Source organism: Cupriavidus sp. C1SS-2L, from assembly GCF_057073735.1.
Genome location: NZ_CP172709.1, coordinates 2,324,622 through 2,351,614, shown reverse-complemented (window position 1 = coordinate 2,351,614; position 26,993 = coordinate 2,324,622). Strand labels below are relative to the sequence as shown.

Annotated in this window: 20 protein-coding genes; 15 read left to right on the top strand and 5 right to left on the bottom strand. The window is 67.0% G+C overall.

Going from position 1 to position 26,993, the window contains the following annotated elements:
• Positions 1–44 precede the first annotated feature (44 nt).
• Complete coding sequence (locus ACIGJG_RS28480; RefSeq protein WP_011300333.1) at positions 45–1,019, top strand: Bug family tripartite tricarboxylate transporter substrate binding protein; 975 nt, start codon at positions 45–47, stop codon at positions 1,017–1,019.
• Positions 1,020–1,040: 21 nt separating this feature from the next.
• Here ACIGJG_RS28480 and ACIGJG_RS28475 read toward each other — a convergent pair whose 3' ends face one another.
• Complete coding sequence (locus ACIGJG_RS28475) at positions 1,041–1,880, bottom strand: IclR family transcriptional regulator (RefSeq protein ID WP_220630331.1); 840 nt, start codon at positions 1,878–1,880, stop codon at positions 1,041–1,043.
• The gene (locus ACIGJG_RS28470; protein ID WP_011300335.1) at positions 1,877–2,671 is read right to left on the bottom strand and encodes an IclR family transcriptional regulator; all 795 of its coding nucleotides are present in this window, start codon (positions 2,669–2,671) and stop codon (positions 1,877–1,879) included. Before ACIGJG_RS28470 ends, ACIGJG_RS28475 begins: the two co-directional genes overlap by 4 nt.
• Before the next feature lie 288 nt (positions 2,672–2,959).
• Between ACIGJG_RS28470 and ACIGJG_RS28465 the strand changes: the two genes are divergently transcribed.
• The 4 genes from ACIGJG_RS28465 to ACIGJG_RS28450 all read left to right on the top strand — a co-directional run bounded on the left by ACIGJG_RS28465 (position 2,960) and on the right by ACIGJG_RS28450 (position 7,422).
• Positions 2,960–3,919, top strand: coding sequence for an MBL fold metallo-hydrolase (locus ACIGJG_RS28465; protein ID WP_140951156.1), 960 nt, complete (start codon positions 2,960–2,962; stop codon positions 3,917–3,919).
• A 52-nt stretch (positions 3,920–3,971) separates the two neighbouring features.
• The gene (locus ACIGJG_RS28460) at positions 3,972–5,711 is read left to right on the top strand and encodes an FAD-dependent oxidoreductase (protein ID WP_483673504.1); all 1,740 of its coding nucleotides are present in this window, start codon (positions 3,972–3,974) and stop codon (positions 5,709–5,711) included.
• Between the two features lie 37 nt (positions 5,712–5,748).
• Entirely contained in the window at positions 5,749–5,994 is a 246-nt protein-coding gene (locus tag ACIGJG_RS28455) for a DUF2783 domain-containing protein (protein ID WP_011300338.1), read from the top strand.
• A 105-nt stretch (positions 5,995–6,099) separates the two neighbouring features.
• A complete protein-coding gene (locus ACIGJG_RS28450) occupies positions 6,100–7,422 on the top strand; it encodes an MFS transporter (protein ID WP_220630328.1) in 1,323 nt (440 codons plus the stop codon).
• Between the two features lie 57 nt (positions 7,423–7,479).
• Here the strand turns inward: ACIGJG_RS28450 and ACIGJG_RS28445 are convergent, their stop codons facing one another.
• Positions 7,480–7,788, bottom strand: coding sequence for a hypothetical protein (locus ACIGJG_RS28445; protein ID WP_011300340.1), 309 nt, complete (start codon positions 7,786–7,788; stop codon positions 7,480–7,482).
• Between the two features lie 186 nt (positions 7,789–7,974).
• Between ACIGJG_RS28445 and ACIGJG_RS28440 the strand changes: the two genes are divergently transcribed.
• Positions 7,975–8,199 (top strand): DUF2188 domain-containing protein, encoded by a 225-nt coding sequence (locus ACIGJG_RS28440; protein ID WP_483673502.1) that lies wholly within the window; start codon positions 7,975–7,977, stop codon positions 8,197–8,199.
• Between the two features lie 85 nt (positions 8,200–8,284).
• Here the strand turns inward: ACIGJG_RS28440 and ACIGJG_RS28435 are convergent, their stop codons facing one another.
• Positions 8,285–8,821, bottom strand: a complete 537-nt coding sequence (locus tag ACIGJG_RS28435; protein ID WP_220630327.1) for a BON domain-containing protein — start codon at positions 8,819–8,821, stop codon at positions 8,285–8,287.
• A 264-nt stretch (positions 8,822–9,085) separates the two neighbouring features.
• Between ACIGJG_RS28435 and ACIGJG_RS28430 the strand changes: the two genes are divergently transcribed.
• The 3 genes from ACIGJG_RS28430 (at position 9,086) to ACIGJG_RS28420 (ending at position 10,261) form a co-directional block, all read left to right on the top strand.
• On the top strand, positions 9,086–9,676 hold the full coding sequence (locus tag ACIGJG_RS28430) for a DUF421 domain-containing protein (RefSeq protein ID WP_011300343.1): 591 nt from the start codon (positions 9,086–9,088) through the stop codon (positions 9,674–9,676).
• Between the two features lie 82 nt (positions 9,677–9,758).
• Positions 9,759–9,917 (top strand): hypothetical protein, encoded by a 159-nt coding sequence (locus ACIGJG_RS28425; protein ID WP_166487078.1) that lies wholly within the window; start codon positions 9,759–9,761, stop codon positions 9,915–9,917.
• Positions 9,914–10,261 carry a hypothetical protein gene (locus tag ACIGJG_RS28420; protein WP_011300344.1) on the top strand — a complete coding sequence of 116 codons (348 nt, stop codon included), beginning with the start codon at positions 9,914–9,916 and terminating at the stop codon, positions 10,259–10,261. Before ACIGJG_RS28425 ends, ACIGJG_RS28420 begins: the two co-directional genes overlap by 4 nt.
• Positions 10,262–10,333: 72 nt before the next feature.
• Here the strand turns inward: ACIGJG_RS28420 and ACIGJG_RS28415 are convergent, their stop codons facing one another.
• Positions 10,334–10,600 carry a hypothetical protein gene (locus ACIGJG_RS28415; RefSeq protein ID WP_011300345.1) on the bottom strand — a complete coding sequence of 89 codons (267 nt, stop codon included), beginning with the start codon at positions 10,598–10,600 and terminating at the stop codon, positions 10,334–10,336.
• 322 nt (positions 10,601–10,922) lie between these two features.
• Here ACIGJG_RS28415 and ACIGJG_RS28410 point away from each other — a divergent pair, with 322 nt between their 5' ends.
• The 6 genes from ACIGJG_RS28410 to ACIGJG_RS28385 are packed head-to-tail and all read left to right on the top strand — an operon-like array spanning position 10,923 to position 26,918.
• Entirely contained in the window at positions 10,923–14,273 is a 3,351-nt protein-coding gene (locus tag ACIGJG_RS28410; protein WP_483673500.1) for a maltotransferase domain-containing protein, read from the top strand.
• Between the two features lie 33 nt (positions 14,274–14,306).
• Positions 14,307–17,672 (top strand): maltose alpha-D-glucosyltransferase, encoded by a 3,366-nt coding sequence (gene treS / locus ACIGJG_RS28405; RefSeq protein WP_220630322.1) that lies wholly within the window; start codon positions 14,307–14,309, stop codon positions 17,670–17,672.
• Positions 17,669–19,921, top strand: coding sequence for a 1,4-alpha-glucan branching protein GlgB (gene glgB / locus ACIGJG_RS28400; RefSeq protein ID WP_483673499.1), 2,253 nt, complete (start codon positions 17,669–17,671; stop codon positions 19,919–19,921). The genes treS and glgB overlap by 4 nt, the downstream gene beginning before the upstream one ends.
• Positions 19,918–22,149 (top strand): glycogen debranching protein GlgX, encoded by a 2,232-nt coding sequence (gene glgX / locus ACIGJG_RS28395; RefSeq protein WP_140950974.1) that lies wholly within the window; start codon positions 19,918–19,920, stop codon positions 22,147–22,149. Before glgB ends, glgX begins: the two co-directional genes overlap by 4 nt.
• Positions 22,146–24,347, top strand: coding sequence for a 4-alpha-glucanotransferase (gene malQ / locus ACIGJG_RS28390; protein ID WP_483673498.1), 2,202 nt, complete (start codon positions 22,146–22,148; stop codon positions 24,345–24,347). Before glgX ends, malQ begins: the two co-directional genes overlap by 4 nt.
• A gap of 24 nt (positions 24,348–24,371) precedes the next feature.
• A complete protein-coding gene (locus ACIGJG_RS28385) occupies positions 24,372–26,918 on the top strand; it encodes a glycogen/starch/alpha-glucan phosphorylase (RefSeq protein WP_011300351.1) in 2,547 nt (848 codons plus the stop codon).
• Positions 26,919–26,993: the final 75 nt, after the last annotated feature.

Genomic DNA, 26,993 nt, shown 5'->3' with positions numbered 1-26,993 from the left:
CACACTGCCGCTTTGCATCGCAAAACACGACAGAGGAGACAGCGATGAAGGGTTGGATCAGGCATGCGGCCGCAGGGCTGCTATTTTCGCTGGCCGCGGCCGGCAGTGCCCTGGCGGCGTACCCGGACAAGCCAGTGCGGCTTGTCGTGCCCTTTCCGCCGGGCGGCGCGACCGACCTGCTCGCGCGCGAGGTCGGCAATGCGCTGTCGGTGCGGCTCGGACAGCCCGTGGTCATCGACAACCGCCCCGGCGCGGGCGGCAATATCGCCGCGATTGCCGTGGCGCGCGCCCCGGCCGATGGCTACACCCTGCTCTTCGGCACGTTCGGCTCGCTGGCCGTCAACAAGAGCCTCTATGACAAGCCCGGCTACGATCCGCTCAAGGATTTCGCCCCGGTGGCCTCGGTCGCCTACTTGCCCAATGTGCTGGTCGTGCATCCTTCGGTGCCTGCGCGCACGGTGCCGGAACTGCTCGCACTCGCGCGCAAGGAACCCGGCAAGCTGACCTACGGGTCGTTCGGCAACGGCTCTTCGTCGCATCTCGCCGGCGAACTGTTCACGCATATGGCGGGCGTCAGCATCACGCATATCCCGTACAAGGGCAGCGCCCCGTCCATGACCGACCTGATCGGCGGCCGGCTGACGATGATGTTCGACAGCGTATCGACCGCGCTGCCGTATATCCGCGACGGCCGCGTGCGCGCGCTGGCAGTCACCACGCAGAAGCCTTCCGACCAACTGCCCGGTGTGCCGACGCTGGCGGCTGCCGGCGTTCCCGGCTATGAACTGACTGCGTGGTTTGGTGTCGTGGCGCCAACCGGCACGCCGAAGGCGGTGGTCGACCGGCTCAACAGCGAGATCGTCGCGTCGCTGAAGCAGCCGGAAATGGCCAGCAAGCTTGCCAGCCAGGGCACGGTGCCGTTCCCGTCCACGCCTGCGCAGTTCGGCAGCTATATCCGCGCGCAGTACGAGAAGTGGGATGGGCTGATCAAGTCAGCGAACATCCGCGTGGAACAGTAAGCGCCTCAAGCAAAGGGAAGTTCAGCGCGGCGTCTGCACGGCCCCGAAGCGCCACGACAACCGGTGCGCCGCGTGGCGCACCAGATCCGCGGTAGCCCCCTGCGTGCCGCTGTCGAAACTGCCTGTGGACCCCATCACCGCCACCACTAGCGCCAGGCTGCCCGTGTGATCGAACACGGGCGCCGCCAGCGTGTCGATGCCGGGCACAGGCCGGCTCAGCGCATTGTCGACCTGTCCGGCACGAACGTGCGCTAGCCGGTCGGCGTAGTCCGGTACAAGGCCCCCGCCATCGAGCAGCACATCGGCGCGCCGCACGCCGGCCATGCGCAGGTCGTCACGCTCCAGCAAGCCAGCCAGTACGTTCTCCGGCAAATAGGCCGCCATGGTGCGGCCGATCGCGGTATTGACCAGCGACAGCACCGTGCCGACGCGCAGGCTCACATGCTGCGGCCGCGCCGATTCCTCAAGCCGCACCACGGTCGGCCCCAGCGGCCCGAGCACCGCCATGGCCACGCTCAGGCCCGTGGCCTCCGCCAGTTCGATGATCTCGGGCTCCGCCTCGCGCGTGGGCGACAGGCGCTGCAGCGCGATCAGGCCGAGTTCCAGGCTGAGCGGCCCGCACAGGAAGTTGCCGGCGGCATCTCGCGCCAGCAGCCCTGTCTTCTGCAGGCTGACCAGATGCGGAAACGCCTTGGCCGGCGCCATGCCCGCGGCCTGCGCAAGGTCGCGCAACGGCAGCGGCCGGCCTGCCGCCACCAGCGCCGCCAGCAATTGGCCAGTACTGTCGAGCGACTGGATGCCGCGTTGGGGCTTCCCGCCGTCAGCGGCTTTGTCATCGTTCGGGGCGGCTTGCGTCGTCATGCTTGTCCAAGGTCTGCGCTGATGGCCCTGGCAGTGGCCCGCAGCGCCTTTGCCACCGGTCCTTGCCAGTCGACGTCGATGGCGCCCGTCGATCCCACCACGGTCAGCACCAGCCGCAATGCGCCATCCGTATCGAGCACCGGTACGCTGAGGCTGCTCACGGCCGGGCTTGGCGTGTCGATGCTGCGCTCCATGCCGCGTGCGTGGATTGCCTGCAGCCTGTCGTCGAACGCTGCCGCATCGGCCGCTGTGGCATGCGGTTGCTGCTGTCGCCATATCGCGTCCCAGCGCGTGCGCGGCTCGAATGCGCAATACACGCGTCCCGTCGCCGTCGCGGCCAGCGCCATCACGGTGCCGACGTGCAGGTTGACATGGAGCGGCGCCGCGGCCGGCACATAGCGCACGATGGCGGGCCCGTGCGGGCCGGCGATGCTGATCGCCACGCTGAAGCCGGTCGCCTCGGCCAGTTCATCCACGCGTGGCACGGCGGCGCGGTAGGCAGCGTCGGAATCGAGATGCAGCATGCCCAACTGCAGCGAAAGCGGACCCGGTTCGTAGCGGCCCGACAGATGATCGCGCTTGATTAGCCCGAGCCGCGTCAGGCTGACCAGATAGGCATGGGCCTGGGCAGGCGCTAGCTGTGCGGCGTCCGCGAGTGAGGCCAGCGTCATCGGCGCGCGCCCGGCGGCCAGCGCGCCCAGGAAGCGGCCGGCGACCTCCACGCTCTGGATGCCGCGCTGCACCTTTTCCTCGCCTTCCGCCTGCGCCGTCTTGCGCCCCGCTGCCGCCATCGTCCTCTCCGGAAACCCCAGATATTAATCGAACGTCACCGGCACCGGCTCCCGGCATCGGTGTTTACCCGCGCATTTTCCATCCGCCCCGTAAATTAACCATACGCTAACCGCTTAGCTATTGATTAATTTGGTCCGGTTTCCTAAGATGACAGTACCCCCGTCGCACAGCGCGCCGACCGGCGCTGCGACAGAACCAAGATCCATGAAAACGGGGCGAGACAGCTGCAGTACCGCATACGGCTTATGCGGCTGCCTCGCCCTGCCCCCACCAAAAGGACCGACAGCATGAGCAAGGCATTCGCATCCCAGGCCGATCTGGAAGCCAAGCAGATCACCTTCACCCAGTTGTCCGAGAACGCCTATGCCTACACGGCCGAAGGCGACCCCAACTCGGGCGTGATCATCGGCGACGACGGCGTGCTGATCGTCGACACCACCGCCACGCCGGCCATGGCGCAAGACCTGATCGCCAGGATCCGGTCGGTCACCGACAAGCCGATCAAGTACGTGGTGCTGTCGCACTACCATGCGGTGCGCGTACTAGGCGCATCGGCGTACTTTGCCGAGGGCGCGCAGCAGGTCATCGCCAGCCGCGGTACCTATGAAATGATCGTCGAGCGTGGCGAGGCCGACATGAAGTCGGAAATCGAACGCTTCCCACGTCTGTTTGCCGGCGTGGAGACCGTGCCGGGCCTGACCTGGCCGACGCTGGTGTTCGAGAAGGAAATCACCCTGTACCTCGGCAAGCTGGAAGTCCGCATCGCCCACCTGGGCTCTGGTCACACCAAGGGCGACACAGTGGTATGGCTGCCGTCGCAGAAGGTGCTGTTCTCGGGCGACCTGGTCGAATACGACGCGGCTTGCTACTGCGGCGACGCCCAGCTCGCCGAGTGGCCCGCCACGCTCGATGCGCTGGCCGCGCTGCAGCCCGAAAAACTCGTGCCCGGCCGCGGCCCGGCGCTGACCACGCCCGAAGAGGTCAGCAAGGGCATCGCCTACACCAAGGACTTCGTCACCACGCTGTTCCAGGCCGGCAAGGAAGCCGTAGCCGACAAGCTCGACCTGAAGGCCGCCATGGCACATACGCGGCTGGCGATGGACCCGAAGTTCGGCCAGGTCTTCATCTACGAGCATTGCCTGCCGTTCGACGTCTCGCGCGCATTTGACGAGGCCAGCGGCATCGGCCACCCGCGCATCTGGACGGCCCAGCGCGACAAGGAAATGTGGGCGGCTCTGCAGGACTGACGCGCAGACGGTACATACAAGAGACTGAACGAGAGTGGACGGAGACATAGGCATGACCATCGCCAGCGCCATTGATTACCAGCGCCTGTCATTCGAGTACCAGCCGTGCGCGGACCAGCGCGACGGGCAAGCGGGCGGCGCGGTCCATCCTGTCGTCGTGGTCGGTGCCGGGCCCATCGGCCTGGCCACGGCCATCGATCTGGCGCAGCGCGGCGTGCGCGTGGTGCTGGTCGATGACGACTGCACGCTGTCAACGGGATCGCGCGCGATCTGCTTCGCCAAGCGGACGCTGGATATCTTCGACCGCCTGGGCTGCGGCCAGCGCATGGTGGATACGGGCGTGAGCTGGAACGTCGGCCGCGTCTTCCTGCGCGACCAGCAGGTCTACAGCTTCGATCTGTTGCCCGAAGCGGGCCATCACCGCCCCGCTTTCATCAACCTGCAGCAGTATTACGTAGAAGGTTACCTGCTTGAACGCGCGCAGGAACTTCCCAATATCGAGATCCGCTGGCGCAACAAGGTCGTCGGGCTCGAACAGCGCCAGCCCGGCTCGCCCGAAGAGACGGTCGCGCTGACCATCGAGACGCCGGACGGTTGCTACACGCTCGCTGCCCGCTACGTGGTCGCAGCCGACGGCTCGCGTAGCCCGGTACGCAAGCTGCTGGGCCTGGACAGCAAGGGCCGGACCTTCAAGGACCGCTTCCTGATTGCCGATGTGAAGATGGAGGCTGACTTCCCCGCCGAACGCTGGTTCTGGTTCGACCCGCCGTTCCACCCGCATCAGTCTGTGCTGCTGCACCGCCAGCCCGACAACGTCTGGCGCATCGACTTCCAGCTCGGCTGGGACGCCGATCCCGTGCTGGAGAAAACGCCGGAACGCGTGATTCCGCGTGTGCAGGCGCTGCTCGGCCCGGATGCGAAATTCACGCTCGAGTGGGTCAGCGTCTACACGTTCTCGTGCCTGCGCATGGACAGCTTCCGGCATGGCAACGTGCTGTTTGCCGGCGATTCCGCGCACGGTGTCTCGCCGTTCGGTGCGCGCGGCGCCAACAGCGGCGTGCAGGATGCCGAGAACCTCGCGTGGAAGCTCGCTTATGTGCTGGACGGCCGCGCCGCGGACAGCCTGCTCGATACTTACGCGAGCGAACGCGAGTACGCAGCCGACGAGAACATCCTGAACTCCACCCGCTCGACCGATTTCATCACGCCCAAGAGCGAGGTCAGCCGCGTTTTCCGCGATGCGGTGCTGGGCCTTGCCCGGCGCCACGCGTTTGCGCGCAAGCTCGTCAACAGCGGGCGCCTGTCAGTGCCTGCGGTGCTGCACGGCTCGCCGCTCAACACGCCGGACGTCGATGGCTTCGGCGGTACGATGGTGCCGGGCACGGCTTGCGTGGATGCCCCCGTTTCCGACGCGCATGGTGCAGGTTGGCTGCTCCAGCATCTCGGTGGGGAATTCACGGGGCTGGTGTTCGGCTCGCCCGACAGCCTCGACGGCGATAGCCGCCTTGCGCTCGAACAGATCGAACAGTCGGGCCTGCCGCTGCGCATCGTGTACCTCGGCACATCGACGCAAACCGTGTCCGGTACCGCCATTCTGCGTGACGACAAAGGTCTTGCGGCTCAGCGTTACAACGCCGCGCCGGGCACCTTCTACCTGATCCGGCCGGACCAGCATGTCTGCGCACGCTGGCGCCGCATCGACGCGCAGCGTATCCGCGACGCACTGGCGCGCGCAAGCGGTGCGCAATTGCCCGCGAGCAAGGCCCATGAATCGGCCGCGATGGCGGCATAAGCCAACCCGCCGCCATACAGAATTCGGAGACATCGCCATGCCGGCCCACGCCCAAGACACCCAGGCGCACACGCTCAACACCGAGCCCAACCTCGCACGTCCTGACGATTTCTATGAAGCGCTGATCGACATGCACCGCGATCTCGATGACGCGCAAAGCCAGGCGGCCAACGCGCAGCTCATCCTGTTGCTGGCCAACCATATCGGCGACCACGACGTATTGCTCGCCGCGATGCACGCCGCACGCGAAGGCATCGCGGGCGATACCACCACCGCGAACTGACCCTGCGGGCACGCCGCGCGCGTGCCCCACCCCTTCCCGCACCGACCCGTTGCGAAGGCGTAGAAAATGCCGGCGCGGGCGGCGCTCACACCGGAGACAAAGCAAATGAGCAATCTGGCCTCAGGGGCGATTGCGGCCCCCGCTTACGCCGCGCACGAAGAAGACGCGCTGTATCGCAAGATCTGGCTGCGCCTGATCCCGTTCCTGTTCGTGTGTTACGTGGTGTCATTCCTGGACCGCATCAACATCGGCTTTGCGCAGTTGCAGATGAAGCAGGATCTCGGCTTCAGCGATGCCATGTACGGCCTCGGCGCGGCGGTCTTCTACGTCGGCTACGTGCTGTGCGAAGTGCCCAGCAACATGCTGCTCGCACGCTTCGGTGCGCGCCGCACGTTTACGCGCATCATGGTGCTGTGGGGCGTGGCATCGGTCGGCATGATGGCGGTGTCCTCGCCGACGCAGTTCTATACGCTGCGCTTCCTGCTAGGCGTATTCGAGGCCGGTTTCTTTCCCGGCATCGTGCTCTACCTGACGTACTGGTTTCCCGCAAAGCGCCGCGCCGCCGTCATGGCGATCTTCTTCGCGGGCGTGGCGATCGCGGGTGTGCTGGGCGGACTGGTGTCCGGCTGGATCATGCGCGACATGGCCGGCGTGTTCGGCATGCAGGGCTGGAAATGGATGTTCGCGATCGAAGGTGCGCCGGCCATCGTGCTCGGCGTGATCGCCGCGTTCTTCCTGGTCGATGAGCCGCGCCAGGCAAGCTGGCTCAGCGACGGCGAAAAGGCGTTCCTGGAGCGTGCCCGCGCGCAGGATCACGGCGTCAAGGCGCATTCGCTGCAGGCGCTGCTGCAGGTGCTGCGCAACCCGCGCGTGTACCTGTTCGCGTTCATCTATTTTTCGCTGACCTGTGGCTCGCTGGCGCTGAGCTTCTGGATGCCGCTGATGATCCGAGACTTCGGCATTACTGATGTCGTTTCCATCAGCCTCTATTCGGTCGTGCCCAATGCGGTTGGCGCGGTTGGCCTGATCCTGATCGCGCGGCACTCGGACCGCAGCGGTGAACGCCACCGGCATTTCCTGCTGTGTACGGTCGGCGGCGCACTGGCGCTGGCTGCGCTCACGTTGCACCTGCAGAGCCTGGCGGCGATGCTGGCGATCCTGTCCATGGCCGCAGTACTGATCTTTGCCGCACTGCCGGTGTTCTGGTCGCTGCCGCCGTCGCATCTGCCCGCAAGCGGCGCCGCAGCCGGCATCGCCTTTATCAGCAGCGTCGGCATCACGAGCGGCATTGTCAGCCCATGGGTGATCGGCCAGATCAAGGTTCAGACAGGAAGCCTCGACAATGCGCTGTACCTGCTGGCGGCCTTGCTGGTGGCAAGCGGAGTGTCGATGTGGCTTGGCGTGCCGCGCCAGGCCGAGCACGCTTGACGGCCGGCACGCTGCATTCAACTACGCCCGACGGGAAGCCATCGGGCGCTTGCCATCTCAGTGCGGATGGCTGCACGGAATCACTGCGGCAATCTCCTCGCGCATGACCTCCACTACATCGTCGATCTCGAGCCCTTCCGCGGTGACGAGTACTTCGGGGCCACGGCTGATCGCGTAGACTACGCCGCGCCAGCGCCCGGCGTCCACCACTTCGCTGAGCCGGATATCGAACTCGGTGTCCTGGTCCTGGCTGTAGACCGTCACGAGGTCCCCGATCTGGGGCATCCAGCCCACATCGCCATCAAAAGCGCGGGCCACCACAGTCACTGGAGACTGCGTCAGTCCCCGCGCAAATCTTGCACGCATGGCTTGCTCCTTTGCAGGCGATCGTCGTCCAGCTTAGCTTATAAGAGCAAGCACAAATGACCAGAAATTTCCGCCCGATGTCGGCTTTGCTGCTCCCGTCTTGTCAGATGGTGACCGATAGACATCCCTGCCACAGGCGCCACAATAGATGTAGCGCCGCAACCATCGGCGCTTCAGGAGACAGAGATGGGCAGCAACCTACACGTTGTCCCGTACGGAAGCGGCTGGGATGTGATTCACGAAGGCGCGCGCTACGCCGAATCCCACCATGCCACGCAGCAAGCCGCGATCAGCGCCGCCACTGCGCTGGCACGGCGGAAGAAGGTGGACCTGCTGGTCCACGCACCCGACGGCAGTGTACGGACGTTTGGCTGCAACGTGGGTCCGGATCTGAGCGCGATCGCGGGTTGAAGATTGCCGGTTGAACGGCACTGAGTTGCCCGGTGAGGGAAGCCACGGCGTCCCGCACCGCGCGCGATGCAGGGCGCCGCGCCGGCTACCGGCTTACGCGCAGTCGATTGAACAGGTCGCGCACGCCGAAGACGTCGTCGACGATATCCTCCACACGGTACTTCTGCAGGCGGTCCGGCACGCAGCCTTCCAGCGTGACCACGCCGCTGTCAACGCGAACCTCCACATCCTTCACATCGAGACGGCCACTGCGCGTCAGCCGGTCGCATATGTCCTCCAGGATCCGCTCGTCGCTGCGCTGGTAGCCACGCGGTCCCTGGGGCCGGTAACGCTCGCCAGCGTATTGTCCGTGTCCGCTGCGCGATGCGCGTTCGTTGACCCCCGTGAACTGATCGTAGGCGTCCGCTTGCGAAGGCGCGTCGTACCGGAACTGGCCATGGCCCTCCGGGCTTTGCGCCCATTCGCCACGACTGCGAGGCTCCGCCAGTTCGGCCGGATCTACCGGCTGGTCGTAGTCGAAAATGCCATATGCGCCCACGTAATGGCTGCGCATGTCGGCATCCGCAAGCGGCGGTTCGCGCCATGGCATCTCCGGTGCTGATGGTTTGCGGCTTCGATCCATGTCTGTCTCCGTCGATTTGCTGTCCGGCCCTCAGGCGCGCCGGGGTCACAGCGCCGCCACGCAAGATGGAAGCCACGTCGCCGCCGGCACGGAGGTGCGCGCGACGGCCACCTGGGCGGGCAGGAATTACAAGATGCGCTGGGTCCGGATGTACTTTCTGCTGCCCGCAAGGGCATAAACCTCGCGAAACGACGGCAAGGTGACCTGACGGGCTGGCACGAAACCTGCCGCCGCGTCAGTCATCGCGAACCCACACAGAGCGCCATGGATTCATTGAACGGCTTCATGCACGCCGTGCTCGGCGAAGGCGACCACCTCGCCTGGTGGCAGGGGGCTGTGCGTGCCGTCATTGTGTTTCTCGCGACCTGGCTGCTACTGCGCGTAGCTGGCCGCAGGTCGTTTGCGCAGAAGACTGCGTTCGACCTGTGCGTGGTGTTGCTGCTCGGCGCAGTGCTTTCACGCGCCGTCGTCGGCGCCACGTCGTTCCCGACCGCGTTTGCCGCCGCGCTTGTGCTGGTGCTGATGCACCGCGGGGTGGCCTGGCTGTCGTCGCGCTATCCCAGGTTCGACCGCTTCACGAGCGGGCAGGCGATCGACCTGCTCAAGGACGGCGATGTCGACCATGCCCGCGTCGCACAGGCCATGGTCAGCGAGGAGGATCTGAAGGCCAATCTGCGGTCGTCGCTGCAGGCCGAAACGCTGGAGGGTATCAGCCGTGTCGTGCTCGAGCGCAATGGCGTCCTGACGTTCGTGCGGGAAAAGAACAAGCGAGGCCCTGAAACTGGCCACCCCACGGAAACCCACGCGCCGGGGAAGATCAACGGCGCATCGGTCACCCGCTTGCCCGGACGATGAACAGCCTGCCATTCGCTGCCATCGCCCACCTGAATCCGTGCCGCACCGTGCGCCCGGCCCGAATTGCGGGGGCCGCGGCGGCATGCCGCGAACCACCGTGCGCGAGGCCGCCGCCAATTGGGCGCTGGGGCGGCTGTGCCACTACTGCGAACTGGCCCGACGTGGCAACACCAGCCGTGGCAGCCAGAACACCAGCGCCGTCCGCTCGTCCCATGACGACAACTGGAGAAGACCGCTATGAAACGCACCCTCGCCACCAGCGCGCTGGTCATTAGTACCGCGCTTTGCCTGCCGGCGTACGGCCAGCAGGCCCCCGCATCGCCCAATGTGCCGAACCCGAGCCAACCCCCGACCTCCATGGAAGGCGCGCCTGGCGGGCGCAATGCACCTGCCGCGACGGATATGAACTCGGGCACCGGCACCAGCACAGCGACCGACCAGAAGATGCACAAGGCGCCAAGCAAGCAATCCGGCACCACCGCTCGCCACAAGAAGCCACGTGAACAAGGGACACCGCCCGCACCGACTGCGGAAGCGCCGAGCGGCCCGAAGGGGGATTCTCCGAATCCGTTGCCGAAGCAGTAAGCTGGCCGGCACCATCGGCAACAGGCGCCAGTCGTGGCTGACAGCGGCAAACATCTCCGCCGTCAGCCCGTTTCACCGGGAACCCGCCCTCCCCGTCTCGCGCCAGGTCTTGTCCGCCTTGCGCATGCCGCGCACATTCATTGCCACCAGTGCCACCTGCAGCAGCATCAGCGCGTACGCGTCGCCCTGCCAGCCCCATGCGATCCACAGGAGGTTGCTGACGAGAAATATCCAGAACCCGGCGCGCCGCCGCGCGACCGAACGCGACCCCACGAACCAGGTCGCGATCACGGTGGCCACCATGGCCGGCCACTGCATGGCTTCCAGCCAGTCTTGCATGTCTGCTCCCCGCTGCATGGCTGGCCTGCCAGCGAGCATGAAGCGTACCTGGCCCCGCTACGCGCGCACATCACGGGCGCTGTCTGCACCAGGGCAATTTTTTCAAACGCGGGGGTGGCGGCTGCACCTTTTACACGGACTACCCGGACGAACGTCCACGCCGGTTGCACACCGCCCCGCCGCTCGCCGTTGCCGGCGTTAGTAGCGCGGGGTTGGGCCGGCACGGAATCGGCCTTGGCACGCACTTCGCATGGCTTCAATCCAATTGTGTACTGCCTGGGGATACGGGGCATGCAGGCCCAACCAGCCAAGGGAATACTACGTGCGGATCTGCCAGATCACTATCGACCGAACTTCCAACCAGCCCGACACGCAGCACGATGCACTGCGGCGTGTCGCCGCGCTGGGCTTTGACCACGTCCTGCTTTCCGGCCGGCTCGCCGTTGTGCCGGCCAACCGGGACGCCCTGCCAGGGTTGTCAGCGCTGTGCGCGCTCTGCGCCCGGCACGGCCTTACGCCACTGCTCGACGTTTCGCTGGACCGCTATCAGGACAACGGCGCCGCCGTGATGGATCCCGCGTGGATCGATCACACCGCGCCCGCCTTCGCCCCGCACGATACCGACAATCACCTGCCCGGCGCGCGACTGCGCTGGCACGGGTCAGACGTGGCTACCGCTCTAGTCGATTGGTGGGCCACGCAGTTGCGTGCGGCAATGGCAGCAGGAGTTGCCGGCTTCTGCCTGCGCGCGCCAGCGCGCGTGCCTGGATGCCACTGGGCCGCACTGACCGGGGCGTTGCGTGGCGACGCCGGGACACAGCAGGCCAGGCGGCCTCTCTTCCTGGCCTGGACACCAGGGCTGACTCCGGCGCAACTGGAAGGCCTGTTGCCGGGGCAGTTCGATGGCGCGTTCTGTTCCCTGCCGTGGTGGGACTATCGCAGCGCGTGGCTGACCGAGGAAATCGCGCGACTGCGGCCTTTCGGGCGCGTGCTGGCAGCGCCAGCACAGTCCCCAGCGAGCCAGGATGCCCTGTCCGCACGCCGTGCGTTGTGGACGGCGGCCGCCATTGGCGACGGCCTGCTGGTGCCGGCCGGCTTCGAAACCGGCGGCACGCAGGCGCACGATCCGCTGGCGGACGACGGTGGCGCGCAGGATGGCGCGCCGTATGACATCACCCATGAAGTGCTGCAGGCCAATGCCTGGCTTTCCGCACGCGCGCTGGTGCCTGCGGTGTCGGTACGGCTGCTGAGCGGCCCCGACGCGCCGCTCACCGTGCTCGCCCGCTTGCAGGCACAGGATGGCCTTGATGGCGCGGCACTCCCCGAATCGGCGCTGACCGTGGTCGTCAACCCCGACACGCAGGAGCCGGGCACGCTTGGCGTCGACCGCGTGCTGTCCACGCTGCCGCGCGCTACGGCAAGCCTCGAAGCATCCGACGGCGGCCCGGGCGGCAGCGTCGACGCCGATACGATCCTCGACGCGCTGGCCGACATCACGCTGGCCCCTGCCGATATCCGCCTGTATCGCGCCATACCCTCGCCGTTGCGACCGTTGGTGCGCGCACCGCAGCCCGGCGAAACGATCACGGCCAGCGGCCTCGGTAGCGTGGTGGCCGCGCTGGCGTCGCCGCGCATTGCGATAGAAGCTGTCGAGCCCGCCTGCGATGCCGGGCGTTTTGCAGTGCGCCGCGTGGTCGGCGAACGGGTCGAGGTCAGCGCCGATATCTGGATGGACGGCCACGACAAGCTGGCAGCCGCCGTCCTGTGGCGTGCGCCCGGTGAGGAAACGTGGCACGAAGCGCCAATGCGGCTGGTGGTCAACGACCGCTGGACCGGCAGCTTCCCGCTTGTCGCGCTGGGCCGCCACGAGTTCACGGTCGAGGCCTGGCGCGATGCCTTTGCGAGCTGGCTCGACGAGATCGGCAAGAAGCGCGCGGCAGGCGTAGACATTTCGCTGGAAATCGAAGAAGGCGCCCGGATCGTGGCCGATGCGCTGATGCCCGCGAAGGGCGATGCCCCGCCGCCGGACAGCGATCTCGCGGCGCTGGTCGATGAACTGACCGCCAGTGCCGGCGACGACGCCGCACGCCTCGAGATCCTGCTGTCGCCTCGCACTGCCGCGGTCATGCAGGCCGCCATGCAGAAACCAGAGGGACGCCCGTTCGCGAGCCGGCATCCGGTGCCGCTGCCGGTGGAAGCGGAACGGCTGGCCAGCCGCTTCGCGAGCTGGTATGAACTGTTCCCGCGCTCGGCAAGCGATGACGATCGCCGCCATGGCACCTTCGACGACGTGATCGCGCGCTTGCCCGCCATCCGCGCGATGGGCTTCGATGTGCTGTACTTCCCGCCGATCCACCCGATCGGCAAGACGCACCGCAAGGGCCGCAACAACAGCCTGCGCGCCGGCCCTGAGGAACCCGGCAGCCCCTATGCCATCGGGGCCGAAGACGGCGGACACGATGCGCTGCACTCGCAGCTCGGCACCTTCGAAGATTTCCGGCGGCTGGGGCGCGCGGCGGCAGCGGCGGGTCTGGAACTGGCGCTGGATTTCGCGATCCAGTGCTCACCTGACCATCCGTGGCTCAGGCAGCATCCCGAGTGGTTCACGCGGCGGCCCGATGGCTCGCTGCGCTACGCCGAAAACCCGCCCAAGAAGTACGAGGACATCGTCAATGTCGACTTCTACGCGGCCGCGCCAGCCGCCGCGGCACTGTGGCAGGCTCTGCGCGACGTGGTGATGTTCTGGGTCGAGCATGGCGTGCGCATCTTCCGCGTGGACAATCCGCACACCAAGCCCTTGCCGTTCTGGGAATGGATGATTGCCGACGTGCGCGCACGGCACCCCGACACCATCTTCCTGGCCGAAGCGTTCACGCGCCCGAAGATGATGGCGCGGCTGGCCAAGCTCGGCTTCAGCCAGTCATACACGTACTTCACGTGGCGCAATACGCGCGCCGAACTGACCGAGTACATGACGGAGCTCACGCAGGGGCCGCTGCGCGAGTTCTTCCGCCCGCATTTCTTCGTCAACACACCCGACATCAACCCGTACTTCCTGCATCGTGGCGGACGTCCGGCGTTCCTGATCCGCGCGGCGCTGGCCACGCTGTTGTCCGGCCTGTGGGGCATGTACAGCGGGTTCGAGCTGTGCGAGTCCGCGCCTCTGGTGCTCGACGGCAAGGTGCGCGAGGAATATCTCGACTCCGAGAAGTACCAGATCCGTGCCCGCAACTGGCACCAGCCCGGCAACATCGTGGCGGAAATCACGCGGCTGAACCAGATCCGGCTCGGCCATCCGGCACTCCAAAGCCACCTGGGCCTGCGCATCTATCCCGCGGGCAACGACGCGGTGCTTTACTTCGCGCGCTTCGTGCCCGGCACGGAATCCACATTCGGCGACGACGTGCTGCTCGCGGCGATCAGCATGGACCCGCACGCGCCGCAGGAAGCCACGGTGGAAATCCCGCTATGGGAATGGGGCCTCCCGGATCACGGCAGCGTTGCCGTGCAGGACCTGATGGACGAACACCGCTTCGCATGGCATGGCAAGCGCCAGCGCATCCACCTTGACCCGGCGCGGCTGCCGTTTGCGCTGTGGCACATCACCCCAATCGGCAAGCCGGTACAGCGCAATGCCAGGCCTCCGGCCTCCGCCGATCCGCACGGCGCATGAAGGCGCGGCGACCGAAGGCATACGGAGATACGGATGAAACGCCTGACCGAACCCGCCAACGCCCTGCTGCTCAACGCGGATCCGCTCTGGTACAAGGACGCGGTGGTCTACCAGCTTCATATCAAGTCCTTCTACGACGCGAACGGCGACGGCGTGGGGGACTTCGCGGGCCTGCTGGCCAAGCTGGACTACCTGGTCGACCTCGGCATTGACACGATCTGGCTGCTGCCGTTCTACCCGTCTCCGCGGCGCGATGACGGCTACGACATTGCGGATTACCGCAACGTGCATCCCGACTACGGCACGCTCGCCGAAGCCCGCCGCTTCGTCGGGGCTGCGCATGCGCGCGGCATCCGCGTCATCACGGAACTGGTCATCAACCACACCTCGGACCAGCATCCGTGGTTCCAGCGCGCGCGCAAGGCCAAGCCGGGCTCCGCCGCGCGCCGCTACTACGTGTGGGCCGACAATGACCAGGCCTATGCCGGCACCCGCATCATCTTCTGCGACACCGAGAAATCGAACTGGAGCTGGGACCCTGTCGCCGGCGCGTACTTCTGGCACCGCTTTTATTCGCACCAGCCCGACCTGAACTTCGACAACCCGCAGGTCATGAACGAGGTGCTGTCGGTCATGCGGTTCTGGCTGGACATCGGCGTGGACGGGCTGCGGCTGGACGCGGTGCCTTACCTCGTCGAACGCGAAGGCACCACGAACGAGAACCTGCCCGAGACTCATGCCGCGATCCGGCATATCCGCTCGCATCTCGATTCCCACTACCAGGGACGCGTGCTGCTCGCCGAGGCCAACATGTGGCCAGAAGATGCGCAGCAGTACTTCGGGCGCAGCAGCACCGGCGACAAGGGCGACGAATGCCATATGGCCTTCCACTTCCCGCTCATGCCGCGCATGTACATGGCCATCGCACGCGAAGACCGCTTCCCGATCACCGACATCATGCGCCAGACGCCGGAGCTGCCGACCGACTGCCAGTGGGCGATCTTCCTGCGCAACCATGACGAACTGACGCTCGAGATGGTCACCAGCAGCGAGCGCGACTACCTGTGGGAAGTCTATGCGTCGGACCGGCGCGCACGCATCAACCTTGGCATCCGGCGCAGGCTGGCGCCGCTGATGGAACGCGACCGGCGTCGCATCGAACTGATGAACAGCCTGCTGTTTTCCATGCCGGGCACGCCAGTGATCTACTACGGCGACGAGATCGGCATGGGCGACAACATCCACCTTGGCGACCGGGACGGCGTGCGCACGCCGATGCAGTGGTCGCCCGACCGCAATGGCGGCTTCTCGCACGCGGACCCCGAGCGCCTGGTGCTGCCGCCGCTGCAGGGCCCCCTGTACGGCTACGAGGCCGTCAACGTCGAAGCGCAGGCGCGCGATCCGCATTCGCTGCTCAACTGGATGCGCCGCATGCTGGCGCTGCGGCGCAAGCACCGCGCGTTCGGGCGGGGCACGCTGCGCTTCCTGTTTCCGGGAAACCGCAAGATCCTGGCCTATCTGCGCGAGTACGAAGGCGAGCACATCCTGTGCGTCGCGAACCTGTCGCGGGCGCCGCAGGCCGTGGAACTCGATCTTTCGGCCTTCAACGGGCGCGTGCCGGTGGAGATGATGGGCGCCACGCCGTTCCCCGCGATCGGCACGCTGACCTACCTGCTGACGCTGCCCCCCTATGGCTTCTACTGGTTCGTGCTCAGCGAGGATGCCCATCCGCCTGCCTGGCACGTCTCGGCCCCGGAACAGATGCCCGACCAGATCACGCTCGTGCTGCAGAACAAGGGGCGGCCCGAACTGACGGAGGCCGCGCGCCGCATGCTCAACGATGAAGTGCTGCCGCCCTATATCCGCCGCCGGCGCTGGTTCGGCGCGAAGGACGACAGCATCCAGCGCGCCACACTCGCCTACATGGCCCCGTTCACCAAAGGCACCACAGGCGAGGAAATCTATCTCGGCGAAGTGGAAGTCAGGCTTTCCGGCGGCCGTACCGAGCGCTACCAGCTTCCGCTTGGGGTGCTGTGGGACCGCGAGAGTGCCGATAGCGTGTCCCAGCTGGCGCACGGGCTGTCGATGGCGCGCGTACGCCAGGGCAGCCGGGTAGGACTGGCCACGGATGGCTTCGTGCTGGAACCGTTCGCGCGCGAGGTCATCCGCGCGCTGCGTGCAGACGCCGAACTGCAGGGGCCACAGGAGACCATCCGCTTCCGCTCCGAGCCCGGGCTGTCCGCGGTACAGCCCGAGCAGGAGGAAATCCAGTGGATGTCAGCGGAGCAGTCCAACAGCTCGCTGGCGTACAACAACACGGCCGTGCTCAAGCTGGTGCGGCGCCTCTCCGGCGGCACACATCCGGAAGTGGAGATGACGCGCTACCTGACGGCGCAGGGTTATCCGCATTCCCCTCCCCTGCTGGGCGAGGTGGTCCGGACCGGCGCGGACGGCGTGCCCCATACGCTGATGATGGTGCAGGGCTACATCCTGAACCAGGGCAACGGCTGGGACTGGACGCTCGACTACCTCAGTCGCGTGATCGATGACGCGCTGCCCGCGCAGGAAAGCGCGGACGAGTTCGCCGAAGCGATGAACGGCTACGCCACCATGGCCGGCACGCTCGGCCGACGGCTGGCCGAGTTGCATGCAGTGCTCGCGCGTCCCACCGACGATCCCGCCTTTGCCCCGCGGCCCGCTACCGATGCTGAAACGCGGCAGTGGGCCGAGCAGGCCATGGCGGCTATCACGCATGCACTGGCATTGCTGGAAAAGCGCGCGCAGAACGACCCGAAATCCGCAAGCAAGCGCTTCATGGCCGACGTCGATACGCTGCTGAAGGCGCGCGACGCCCTGCCCGCACTGGTCAACCGGCTTGCCGCAGCCGCGCCCGGCAGCCTGCAGACACGATTCCACGGCGACTTCCACCTGGGCCAGGTGCTGATTGCGCAGAACGACACCTACTTGGTGGATTTCGAAGGCGAGCCGGGTCAGCCACTCGACTGGCGCCGGCGCAAAACCTCGCCACTGCGCGATGTTGCGGGGCTGCTGCGTTCGATCGACTACGCCGCTGCGACCGTTGGCACGGACCGGCAGGAACGCACCCACGCGGAGTTGCCGCCCGCGCTGGCGGAGCGCCGCGGCGGCTTGCTCGAACGCTTCCGCGAAACCGCCAGCGACGCCTTCCTGGGCTGCTACCGGCGTCATATGGAGGCCTCCGGCACGCCGTGGGCCGACAACGCGCAGTTTCAGCCGCTACTCGATCTGTTCCTGCTGGAACGCGCTGCGTACGAAGTCGAATATGAAGCGGCCAATCGCGTCGCCTGGATCGACCTTCCGGCCAGCGGGCTCGCGCGCATGGTGCGCAAGCTCATGGCCGGAAACCTGGAGGCGCAATGAACCGAGTCGACACCCGGCCGCCCGAGCGACGGACGCAAACCATATCCGACGGCGAGTTGGGCGCGCTGGTTGAAGGTCGGCATCGCGATCCGTTTGCGATTCTGGGCCCGCATCGCGACGGCGATACGCTGATCGTGCGCGCCTGCGTGCCCGGGGCGCACTCCGTGATGCTGGCCGATTCGCGGGGTGAACCGCTGGCCCCCATGACGCCGCTGCACGCGGGCGGCGTGTTCACCGGCCGCCTGCCCGCCGGGGTCTCCGTCTACCAGCTCCTGGTCCGCTGGCACAACGGCACTCAGCAGGTGAGCCACGATCCTTATGCGTTCGGACTGCTGCTGGGCGAGCTGGACCTGCACCTCATTGCCGAAGGCCGGCACTTCGAGCTTGGGGCCTGTCTTGGCGCACAGTGGCGCAACGTGGACGGCGTCCAGGGTGTGCGCTTTGCGGTGTGGGCGCCCAACGCCCGGCGCGTGTCGGTCATCGGCGATTTCAACGGCTGGCAGCCCGCGCGGCATCCCATGCGGCTGCGCCACCCGAGCGGCGTCTGGGAACTCTTCATTCCCGAAGCCATGGGCGCGCGGCCCGGCTGCCGCTACAAGTTCGACTTGCTGGACCCACATGACGCGCAATTGCCCGACAAGGCCGACCCGCTCGCGCTGGCGACCGAGGCGCCGCCAGCAACGGCATCGGTCGTGACGCAGCCGCAGGTTTCCGCGCCTCCGTTCGCGTGGCAGGACGATGAGTGGATGCGCCTGCGCAATGCCGTCGATCCGTATGCGGCGCCGCTGTCGATCTACGAGGTCCACGTCGGCTCCTGGCTGCGCGCGGCCAACGACCCGGCACGCGGCTGGGAGGTGCTGGCCGACCGGCTCATCCCCTATGTCCACGAACTGGGCTTCACGCACATCGAACTACTGCCCGTGACGGAGCACCCGTTCGGCGGCTCGTGGGGCTACCAGCCGCTGTCGCTCTACGCGCCCACGGCGCGACTGGGACCCCCGCAGGCGTTCGCGGCCTTTATCGATCGCTGTCACCGCGACGGCATCGGCGTCATCCTCGATTGGGTACCCGCGCATTTCCCGACGGATCCGCACGGGCTGGCGCGCTTCGATGGCACCGCGCTCTACGAGCACGAAGACCCGCGCGAAGGCTTCCACCAGGACTGGAATACGCTGATCTACAACCTTGGGCGCAACGAGGTGCGCGGCTTCCTGCTGGCGGGCGCGCTGCACTGGCTCGAACACTTCCACGTCGACGGCCTGCGCGTCGATGCGGTGGCCTCCATGCTCTACCGCGACTACAGCCGCGCCCCCGACCAATGGGTGCCTAACCGCTTCGGCGGACGCGAGAACCTGGAGGCAGTCGCCTTCCTGCGCGAACTCAACAGCGTCGTGCATGAACGCTGCCCCGGCGCGCTCACCATTGCCGAGGAATCCACAGCGTGGCCTGGCGTGACAGCCAGCGCGGCCAGCGGCGGGCTCGGCTTCGACTTCAAGTGGAATATGGGCTGGATGCACGACACGCTGCGCTACCTGTCGCTGGATCCGATTCACCGCGCGTGGCACCACCAGGACATGACGTTCGGCACCGTCTACGCGTGGTCGGAAGCGTTCGTGCTGCCGCTGTCGCACGACGAAGTCGTGCACGGCAAAGGCTCGATGCTGCGCAAGTGCCCGGGCGACGACTGGCAGCGCTTCGCCGGACTGCGCGCCTACTACGGCTTCATGTGGGCCCATCCGGGCAAGAAGCTGCTGTTCATGGGCGGTGAACTGGCCCAGTGGCAGGAATGGAACCACGACGCCGAGCTCGACTGGGCACTGCTCGACCATCCGATGCACCGCGGCGTCCACACGCTGGTGCGCGACCTCAATGCGCTCTACCGGGAGTTGCCTGCCTTGCATGAACTCGACCATTCGCCCGCCGGCTTCCAGTGGGTAGTCGGCGACGATCACCAGAACAGTGTATTCGCGTGGCTGCGCCGTCCGGCGCCCGGCAGCGGAGACGTCGTGCTGGCCGTCACGAATATGACGCCAGTGCCGCGGTACGGCTACCGGATCGGCGTGCCGTCCGAAGGCTGCTGGCATGAGCGGCTCAACACCGACGCGGCGTGTTACGGCGGCAGCAACCTGGGCAATGGCGGTGCCGTGACCGCCGAGCCGGTGCCATCGCATGGACAGGAGGCCTCCGTCTTGCTGACGCTGCCGCCGCTGGCCACGGTGATCCTGCAGCACGCCGGAACGCAGGCATGAACATAGCGCTTCAGGTTCCGGACCGCCTGCTTCCCGGCAAGCCCTATCCACTCGGCGCGCAATGGGATGGTCTCGGGGTGAACTTCGCCGTGTTCTCGGCCAATGCCTCGCGCATCGACCTGTGCCTGTTCTCGGCAAACGGACGCAAGGAACTGGCGCGCATGCCGCTGCCCGAATGCACGGACGAGATCTGGCATGGCTATCTGCCCAATGCTGCGCTTGGCACCTTGTACGGGTTCCGCGCGTTCGGCCCCTACGACCCCGCGCGCGGGCACCGCTTCAACCCGCACAAGCTGTTACTGGACCCGTACGCACGACGACTCAGCGGGCCGGTGCGCTGGTCCGATGCCCTGTTCGGCTACCGGTTGCAGAGTGCGCGCGCCGACCTCACGCCCGACCGCCGCGACAGCGCGCCGACCATGCCGAAGGCCGTGGTCGTCGACGAAAGCTTCCACTGGGGCGACGACCGGCCGCCCGGCGTGCCCTGGCAGGACACGGTCATCTACGAAGCCCACCTGCGCGGCGTGTCGATGCTGCGCGACGATGTGCTGCCGCACCAGCGCGGCACGTTTGCCGCACTGTGCGACCCGCGCTTTCTCGACCATCTGCTGCGCATGGGCATCACCGCCGTCGAGCTGCTGCCGATACACGCGATCCTGCAGGACCGCTTCCTGCTGGAACGCGGCCTGCGCAATTACTGGGGCTACAACACGCTGTCGTACTTCGCGCCGGAGCCGTCGTACCTGGCCACGGACCAGCTTCATGAGCTCAAGGTCGCCGTGCGGCGCCTGCATGCCGCGGGTATCGAAGTGATCCTGGACGTGGTCTACAACCACACCTGCGAAGGCAACGAACTCGGGCCGACCGTGTCCTGGCGCGGGCTCGACAATGCCAGCTACTACCAGCTCGTGCCCGGCGACGAACGCCATTACCTCAACGACACCGGCTGCGGCAACATGCTGAACCTGCCCCATCCTCGCGTGCTGCAGATGGTGCTCGATTCGCTGCGCTACTGGGTGCAATGCTTCCATGTCGACGGCTTCCGCTTCGACCTGGGTGCGACGCTGGGCCGCGACCACAACGGCTTCGACCCCGGCGCCTCGTTCTTCGACGCAATCCTGCAGGACCCGGTGCTGAGCCGCGTCAAGCTGATCTCCGAACCGTGGGACCTGGGGCCGGGGGGATACCAGCTCGGCAACCATCCGCCCGGCTTTGCCGAGTGGAACGACAAGTTTCGCGACACCGTGCGCCGCTTCTGGCGGGGCGACTCGGGCCAGCGCGGCGAGCTCGCGGCGCGGCTGTCGGGCTCGGCCGACCTGTTCGACCGGCGCCACCGGCGGCCCTGGGCCAGCGTCAATTTCATCACCGCGCATGACGGCTTCACGCTGGCGGACCTGGTCAGCTACAACGGAAAGCACAACGACGACAACGGCGAAGAAAACCGCGACGGGACCGACAACAACTACAGCGCCAACTGGAGCCCCGACGGCAGCGTCGAAGGCCCCACGGACGATCCCGCCATCCTGGCGCTGCGCGCCCGTGTCGCGCAAGCAATGTTGTCCACGCTGCTGCTGGCGCAGGGCACCCCGATGCTGACCGCCGGTGACGAATGGGGCCGCAGCCAGCAGGGCAACAACAATGCGTACTGCCAGGACAACGCGATGTCGTGGCTGGACTGGAAGCAAGCCCAGACGCCGCGCGGACAGGTGCTGCTGCAGATGGTGCGCCGCCTGCTCGCGTTGCGTCTGCGGCTGCCCTCACTCGGCGCCAACCACTTTTCCCACGGCAATCAGGAACCCGCACCGGGGATCGGCGACATTGCGTGGTTCGATACCGAGGGGCAACCACCGAGCCCGGAAGCGTGGGCCGACCCGGAGATCCGCACGCTGGCGCTGCGCCGCGCGGCAGCGCCGCCGCGCTCGGAACGCCTCGAACTTGCCCACCGCGCGACACGAGAAGGACAGCCCGGTCCGGTCAACGTGACCCTGCTGCTGCTCAACGCCGGCGATACCGACGTCGTGTTCCGGCTACCCGAACCGGCACTCGCCTGGCAACTGGTACTGGACAGCAGCCAGCCACAGGCGGAAGCCGGACGGCCGTCGAATGCCATCACGGAGCAGGCCGTGCCTGCCCATTCGCTGGTGCTACTGGCGGCGCAGGCCGCGCCACAACGCTTCGATCATCCGGCAGAGCCCGCACGCGCCGCACCGCAGGAGGCCGCCTCATGAGCCCCAAGACCCCCTCCGATACAGACGCATTGCATGCGCTCGCCGTGCACGTCGGCGTACAGCCACGCTGGCTCGATGCCTGGGGCCGGCCGCAACAGGTTCCGGACGACGCACTGCGGCGCATACTGCAGGGCCTGGCGCTGTCCTGCGACACGCCCGCGCAATGCCGGGCCTCCGGCGCACGCCTCGATGCGGAAGACGCCGCGCTGGGACTGCCCCCGCTGATCACGGCGGACCCGGGTGAGCCCATTGATATTCCCTGGCCCAATGGCGCCGAAGCCAGGCCGTACCGGATCCAACTCGAGGACGGCAGCCACCTCGACGGCACCGCGCAGCCTGCCGGGAACGGGACGCTGCGCCTGTCGCCCGTGGCCGTGTGTGGCTACCACTGCCTGCACATCGGCGAGGCGGAGACCGTCCTGGCCGTCGCCCCGCCGCGCTGCTTCGGCGTGGAGGACGCACTGCGCGAAGCCGGCCGCCGCACAGCGGGCGAACGCGCATGGGGCCTGGCCGTGCAGCTCTATGCGCTGCGTCGCGGCGCACCGACTGGCATGGGCGACCTGACCGCGCTCGCACAGTGCTGCGAGGCCGCTGCCCGCCAGCACGCGGATGCGGTGGCAATCAACCCGCTCCATGCTGGCTTTGCCGCGCTGCCGGATCGCTACAGCCCTTACTCGCCGTCCAGCCGGCTGTTCCACAACCCGCTCTACGCCGACCCGGCGGCGGCATTCGGCCAGGAAGCGGTCGATAGCGCGATGGCGGCGCTTAACGTCGGCACGGCATTCGCGCAGCATGAGTCGCGCAGCGAGATCGATTGGGCGAACATCTCGCGCCTGCGCCTTTCGGTGTTGCGCTGGCTATGGCAGCACCGTGCGCACCTCTTGCCGCAAGCGTCGCTGGATGCGTGCGCCGCGTTCCGTGCACGCGGCGGCACGGCGCTGCACGACCACGCGTGCTATGAGGCGATCCAGGCGAGCCGCCTCGGCGAGGCAGCCAACCCCATGAACGCCAACGGCTCCGCGGACTGGCGTTGCTGGCCCGTCACGCTGCGGTCCCCGACCGATGCAGCCGTGACCGCGTTCGCAGTCGCGCATCCGCAGGAGATCGAGTACCACATCTTCCTGCAATGGCTCGCGGACGACGGCCTGGCGCGGGCGCAGCGCGCGGCGCGGGACGCTGGCATGGCCATTGGCGTGATCGGCGACCTCGCAGTCGGCGCCGATCCCGGCGGCAGCCAGGCGTGGTCGCGCCAGCAGGACATACTGCCGGGCTTCCACGCGGGCGCGCCGCCCGATGTTTATAACCCGCACGGGCAGGACTGGGGCGTCACCGTATTTTCGCCGCGAAGGCTGCGCCAGCGCGGCTACGGGGCGTTCATCGAGATGCTGCGTGCCAACCTGGCGCATGCGGGCGGCTTGCGCATCGACCACGTGCTGGGGCTGGCGCGCATGTGGCTGGTGCCCGCTGGCGCCTCCGCGCGCGACGGCGCCTATCTCGCCTTCCCGATGCAGGAGTTGTTGCGGCTGGTGGCGCTGGAATCGTGGCGGCACCACGCAATCATCATCGGCGAAAACCTTGGCACGGTGCCGGCGCATCTGGACAGCGCACTCGCCGGGCGCGGCGTGCTGGGCATCGACGTGCTGTGGTTTGAGCGCGAAACACTGAAACCGGACGACAACGACAGCCCGGCGTCTGCAGCCACGGACACGCCGCCGTTCCTGCCCGCCGAAGCGTGGCCGCGGCACGCCGTGGCCACCACGTCTACGCACGACTTGCCCACGGTCGCGGGCTGGTGGCAAGGCCGGGACCTGACATGGCGCGAGCAGTTGGGCCTGCTGGCGCAGGACGAAACGCCGGAAGGCGTACACGCCGCCCGTGTGCGCGAGCGCACGGCGCTGTGGCAGGCGCTGTGCGATGCTGGCCTGGCCAGCGGGACGGCGCCCGATCCGGAGCATCCGCCACTGGACGCCGTGCTGGCCTGGCTGGGCCGCACGCGCACGCCGTTGCGCCTGCTGCCGGTGGAAGACCTGCTTGGCGTGTCCGAGCAGGCGAACCTGCCCGGGACCACGGCAGGCCACCCCAACTGGCAGCGCAGGCTTGACGCGGACGTACGCCGGCTCTTTGACGCCCCGGCAATGCGCACCCGGGCACAGGCCGTGCGTCACGGCCGGGTTCCCGGCCCGCCGCGCCAGCGCTGAACCATCACGCTACGGAGGTCGTTCATGACGGACGCCAACCGGCCCGAGCATGCCGACGATACCCGCACCGCACTCTCGAGCGCCACGATCCGGCGCGCTTTCCTGGATCACCTGTTCCACACCCAGGGCAAGCCACCGGACCATGCGAGCCAGAACGACCTGTACCAGGCGCTGGCGCATACCGTGCGCGACCGCCTGGTGCAGCGCTGGATCAGCACGTCGGAGGCTTACCTGGACCAGCCGTCGCGCACGGTGGCCTACCTGTCTGCGGAATTCCTGATGGGCCCGCATCTGGGCAACAACCTGATCAACCTCGGCATCTACAGCGAGGTGCAGGCCGCGATGCAGGCGCTCGGCCTGGATCTCGATCAGATCCTGGCGCAGGAGATCGAACCGGGGCTCGGCAACGGCGGCCTTGGCCGGCTCGCGGCATGCTTCATGGATTCGCTGGCGACGCTGGAGATTCCGGCGCTCGGCTACGGTATCCGCTACGAGTACGGCATCTTCCAGCAGGCCATCATCGACGGCATGCAGGTCGAGAAAACCGATAGCTGGCTGCGCAATGGCAACCCGTGGGAAATCCAGCGTTCGGAATGGGCGGTACAGGTGCGCCTGGGCGGCCACACCGAGCACTATGCCGATGGGCGCGGGCACTATTGCGTGCGCTGGGTGCCGGCCAAGACGGTGATCGGCGTACCGTTCGACTCGCCGATCCTGGGCTACCGCGTCAACACCGTCAACACCTTGCGCCTGTGGCGCGCCGACGCGACCGAGGCCTTCGACTTCCCGACCTTCAACCGCGGCGACTACCTCGGCGCGGTCAGCAAGAAGATCACGTCGGAAAACCTGACCAAGGTGCTGTACCCGAACGACGAGACCGAGCAGGGCAAGGAATTGCGCCTGGAGCAGCAGTACTTCTTCGTCGCGTGTTCACTGCAGGACATGCTGCGGTTGCTCGCGGCCGATGGCATGCCGGTATCACGCTTCCATGAAAAGTTCGCCGTGCAACTCAATGACACGCATCCCGCCGTCGGCATTGCCGAGCTGATGCGGCTGCTGGTGGACGAACACGACCTGCCCTGGGAGCAGGCGTGGCACATCACCTGCCAAGCATTCGCCTACACCAACCATACGCTGTTGCCCGAGGCGCTGGAGCAATGGCCGCTGCCGCTGTTCGGCCGCGTGCTGCCACGGCATCTCGAAATCATCTTCGAAATCAACGCGCGCTTTCTCGAAGAAGCGCGCATCCGCTTCTATGGCGACGACTCGCGCCTGGCCAGGCTGTCGCTGATCAACGAACACGGCGAACGGCACGTGCGCATGGCGCACCTGGCCTGCGTGGGCAGCCATGCCATCAACGGCGTGGCCGAACTGCATTCGCGCCTCATGCGCGAAGACGTGCTCAAGGATTTCCACGAGATGTGGCCCGAGAAGTTCACAAGCATCACCAATGGCGTCACGCCGCGGCGCTGGCTGGCGCTGTCGAACCCGCGCTTGTCTCGGCTGGTGACCGATGCCATCGGTGATGAGTGGGTCACCGACCTGGAGCGACTGCGTGCCCTGGAGCCATTTGCCGACGATGCGGGCTTCCGCGAGCAGTGGCAGGCCGTGCGGCGCGACAACAAGGTGGCCCTTGCCGAGCTGGTGCGCGATTGCACGGGCGTGGTCATCGACCCGTCGTCGATGTTCGACGTCATGGTCAAGCGCATCCACGAGTACAAGCGCCAGCACCTGGCGGTGCTGCACATCATTGCGCTGTACCACCGCATCAAGTCCGACCCGGACCTGGACCTGACACCGCGCACCTTCCTGTTCGGCGGCAAGGCGGCGCCGGGCTACGAATACGCCAAGCTGATGATCCGCTTCATCACCAGCGTGGCCGACGTGGTCAACCGCGACCCGCAGGTGCGCGACCGGCTCAAGGTGGTGTTCCTGCCCAATTTCAACGTCACGTACGGGCAACGCATCTACCCGGCGGCGGACCTGTCGGAGCAGATTTCGCTGGCCGGCAAGGAGGCATCGGGCACGGGCAACATGAAGTTCGCGATGAACGGCGCGCTGACCATCGGCACCATGGACGGCGCCAATATCGAGTTGTGCGAGGCGATCGGCCCTGACAACTTCTTTGCTTTCGGACTGACCGCCCCCGAGGTTTACGCACTGCGTGCCACCGGCTACGACCCGGCGGCTTACTACCACCGCAACGACGAACTGCGCGCGGTCATCGACCTTGTCCAGCAGGGCTTCTTCTCGCATGGCGATGCCAGCGTCTTCCGGGGCCTGTTCGATGCGCAACTGCGGCATGACCCCTACCTGCTGCTGGCCGATTTCGGCGCCTATGTCGAATGCCAGCAGCGCGTGTGCGAGACCTATGTGCGGCCGCAACGCTGGCAGCGCATGTCGGTTCTGTCATGCGCGCGCTCAGGCCGCTTCTCGTCGGACCGTGCCATCCGCGAATACTGCGGCCGGATCTGGAAGGTCGACCCCGTGCCGGTCCACCTGCTGCACCGTGCTGGGGGCACCCCGCGCCAGGCGGACAGCCGGATACGCGCGGTGAGCAAAGTCCGGTAGGCATATGCACTTTCTACAACCCCGTACTGGAACCCGCCATGCCGGCTGGTGCGCAGCCGGCCCCGGTGCCGGCCC